Origin of the sequence: Candidatus Chloroploca sp. Khr17 (genome assembly GCF_004138165.1) — a bacterium.
GTDB lineage: Bacteria > Chloroflexota > Chloroflexia > Chloroflexales > Chloroflexaceae > Chloroploca.
In genome coordinates this window covers 1-3681 of the sequence record NZ_RYFF01000123.1, presented here as the reverse complement: position 1 = coordinate 3681, position 3681 = coordinate 1, and the positions used below count along the sequence as shown (strand labels likewise).

Below are 3681 nucleotides of genomic sequence, written 5' to 3'. Positions count from 1 at the left end.
GCGCAGGGGGCCGGGGAAGACTATGTCTTTCCGCATCAGACCTTCCAAGAGTATCTGGCGGGCCTGGAACTGGTGAGTCGTCCGGCCTTCGTCGAGCAGATGATGGCCGTGCGACACGACGACCGGTGGCAGATTCCGATGATGCTGGGGCTCGGGCATGCGGTGCATGAAGGCTTGTTTGCCATCCCGTACCAATTCCTGAACCGACTGCGCTGTTTGCGCGAGCGTAGTGCCGGGCAGCGACAGCAGGATCTGCTCTTGGCGGCAGTGATCGCGGCAGATGTGGGCTGGAAGCGGCTGCGACGCGGGGGCGACGAATTCGAGCAACTCCAGGCGGATCTGGCGGCGGATCTGGCGAGCCTGATCACCGACCCGACCGTCCCGGTGGCGGTACGCGTTCAGGCGGGCGCCCTGGTTGCGCCGCTGGGCGACCCCCGCCCCGGGGTTTGCACGCTGCCACCCGCGATGGTGGCCCTGCCTGGGGGTAGCGTAATGCTGGGGGTAACCGCTGCGGAGCGTGCCGAACTGCCAGAGGAGTGGCAGGGTTGGTTTGCACGTTCAGAGAATGAGGTGGAGGTGCCCGTTCCCGGGTTCGCGATCGGGCGCTACCCGGTGACGAATGCGCAGTATGCGGTGTTTCTTGCCGAGGGCGGGTATGATCCAACGGCCCCCTGGTGGGATGCGGCAGGGCGGGCGTGGCTGGCCCGCGATGATGCCGCCACCGAGGGGTTGGAACGGTGGCAGCAGCGGCAGCGCAAAGATCAGCCAGAGGCATGGGATGATGAAGCGTTCGGACATGGGCGCGTCAACTACCCGGTGGTGGGCGTGAATTGGTATGAAGCCATGGCCTTTGGCCGCTGGCTGACGGCGTACCTGGATGATGGCTTTGTCTATCGGCTGCCGAGCGAGGCAGAGTGGGAGTATGCGGCGCGGGGGCCGATGCGGCGGATCTATCCGTGGGGGGCGGCTGAGCCTGAGGGTGAACGGGCGAACTTTGATCAGATCTATCGTGGCACGACTGCGGTAGGTTGTTTCCCGGCCGGGGCGACGCCGGACGGGGTGCTGGATCTGGCGGGCAATGTGTGGGAATGGACGCGGAGCGTGTATCGTCCGTATCCCTATGATCCTGAACCTGACAATGGACGGGAAGAGGAAGCTGATGCGGCCAGAAAACGCTTTACACTTCGTGGCGGCTCGTGGTACGATGTTTCGTTCCACCTGCGCGCGGCCAACCGCAACCTTAATTCGCCCGTCAACCATTTTCGGGTTGTGGGTTTTCGGCTTGCCCGGCACCCACATGTGTAAAGTGTTCTGTGTTCTGTCGCATGACGTAAGTACCGCTATGCAGGTAGCACAGGTAGGGCTAGCGGGGGCGCGGCGCGGTGCCGGGGGGATGCAAGGGGGCACACCCCCTTGCTTGCGCCTGTGGCGCAACGGCGCGGCAGGTAGGGGTGGAGAGCGATGAAAACATACAACCATCTCTTGGCCCAGGTCGCTTCCTTTGACAACCTCTGGCATGCCTTTCACCGGGCGCGCCGTGGCAAACGGAGCAATGGGGAAGTCGCGTCGTTCGAGTATCATCTCGAGCGCAACTTGTTGACGTTGGAAAGCGAACTACTCACGGGAACCTATCAACCAGGTGGCTATCGCCATTTTTATATCACCGAACCCAAACGACGGAAGATCAGTGCGGCCCCCTTTCGTGATCGGGTGGTGCATCATGCCCTCTGTGCCGTCATTGAACCGATCTTCGAGTGCCGGTTTATTCATCATTCGTATGCGTGCCGTGTCGGCAAAGGCACGCATCGTGCCCTCGATGCAGCGCAAGCCCTGGCCCGCCGCTATCGCTATGTTTTGCAAGGTGATATCGTCCAGTTCTTTCCCAGTGTGGATCATCAGATCCTCCGGGCTTTGTTGGCCCGCCGGATCGCTGATCCTCAGGTCATGGCCTTGATTGACCTGATCTTGGCGACCGGGGCCGGGCACCTGGAGAGCGAGTATACCATGCAGTGGTTTCCTGGCGACGATCTCTTGAACCCGTTGGAACGCCCTCGGGGGCTGCCGATTGGCAATCTGACGTCCCAGTTTTGGGGCAACGTCTACCTGCACGAGTTGGATACCTTTGTGCAGCAGGAGCTCCGCACGGGAGCCTATGTGCGCTATGCCGACGATTGGCTTGTGTTTAGCAATGAGAAAGCACAGTTGCATCACTGGCGAACAGCGATCATGACGATGCTTACGCGCTTGCGGTTGGTGTTGCATGATCGCAAGACGCAGATCTACCCGACGGCAACCGGAGTTCCCTTTCTGGGTTTTCGGCTCTATCCCACCTATCGGCGCTTGAAACGGCCCAATGTGGTACGCTTCAAGCGGCGGATGCGCCGCCTGTTCCTCGCTTTTGCAGATGCGCAACTCCCGATGGAACGCCTTCAGGCTAGCATCAATGGGTGGGTTGCCCATGCCTCGCATGGCAGCACCTATCGATTACGCGCCCAATTACTCAAGGGTCTCGTCGTGCCACGTCGAGGTCACCGATGAGCTTTCAACCATCGCCTGTCTTTGTCAAGATGTATGATCTGCTGGCCTGGTTGCTTCCGGCGACCATGCAATTCCCCAAGAGCCATCGGTTTATCATGGCGTTGCGCGTGCAAAACGCTGCCCTGGATGTCCATGAACGCCTGATCGCGGCGGGCAAGAGTCAACGTGCTGAACGGCGACGTCAGTTATGGGAAGCGGATGTTCGTCTTGAACAGCTCCGTCTTCATTGGCGTTTATGCCATACGTTGCAGCTGATCGAACAGGGCCGCTACGAGCATGGGGCGCGTCTGATTGATGAAGTCGGGCGGTTGCTGGGAGCCTGGATTGAGCAGGCCACCTGATCGGCATGCATGTACCTGTTCAGAGTTGAGGGAAACCACCACCCTGGGAGCGCGGGCGGCTCGCCCGCGCGGGCCTGGATGCGGGCGAGCCGCCCGCGCTCCCACGAGACGTGTAAACAGTTATGCATGCATCATCAACGCGAAGGCGTTATAATAGCGTCAGTGGATCGGCGCACACCCGTGGCGGCTCGTGGAACGATGAATCGTTCAACCTGCGCGCGGCCAACCGCAACCATAATACGCCCGACAACCATAATCGGAATGTGGGTTTTCGGCTTGCCCGGCACCTGACTGGTGCGGCCAAATGCCATACCGTACCCCAGGGGGCGGGATGGTTCCGCTTTGTATCAGGAGGGTGCCAGCGCTGATCCCGGTCAGTTCTGCGCGACACGGCAGAAGGGGCCAAAGAGAACCGCGCCATGCCAGGGCTAGTAAGGCCATACGATGCCTGAACATCAGGGGATGGCGCACCTGTTTTTCCTATGAACAATCCCCTTGCGACGACGATTACGCAATTGCTGGGGCTGCATGCGCAGGGCTTGCTTGATGATGCCGCGTTGACCGCCACGCTTGATCGGCTGCGGGCCCGCGATGGGGCGTCGGCGGTGGCCGAGGTGTTGGCCGCGTGTGCAACCGAGGTGCCGCTGCCGTCGCCAACCGAGGTGCCGCGTGTCCATGTGCAGACGGTGACCGGCAGTCCGCAGGTGGCGGTGGCGGGTGATGTCCACGGGCATCTCTTTCTCGATGGTCAGCGCACAGAGGCCCATGCCACGCTGCTTGCCACCTATCTCCAGCGGGTGGT

Annotated in this window: 5 protein-coding genes; all 5 read left to right on the top strand. The window is 61.3% G+C overall.

Translation table 11 applies throughout. From position 1 onward, the window contains the following. On the top strand, positions 1–1305 hold a 1305-nt coding region (locus EKD05_RS25185), incomplete at its 5' end, for a formylglycine-generating enzyme family protein (RefSeq protein WP_165360982.1). A 156-nt stretch (positions 1306–1461) separates the two neighbouring features. Beyond that, complete coding sequence (locus EKD05_RS25180) at positions 1462–2538, top strand: reverse transcriptase domain-containing protein (RefSeq protein ID WP_129678370.1); 1077 nt, start codon at positions 1462–1464, stop codon at positions 2536–2538. Beyond that, entirely contained in the window at positions 2535–2879 is a 345-nt protein-coding gene (gene avd / locus EKD05_RS25175; protein WP_129678368.1) for a diversity-generating retroelement protein Avd, read from the top strand. The genes EKD05_RS25180 and avd overlap by 4 nt, the downstream gene beginning before the upstream one ends. A gap of 122 nt (positions 2880–3001) precedes the next feature. After that, positions 3002–3247 (top strand): SUMF1/EgtB/PvdO family nonheme iron enzyme, encoded by a 246-nt coding sequence (locus EKD05_RS27375; protein ID WP_129678366.1) that lies wholly within the window; start codon positions 3002–3004, stop codon positions 3245–3247. A 114-nt stretch (positions 3248–3361) separates the two neighbouring features. Further along, a partial coding sequence (locus EKD05_RS26200; protein ID WP_165360981.1) for a hypothetical protein occupies positions 3362–3681 on the top strand: 320 nt, incomplete at its 3' end.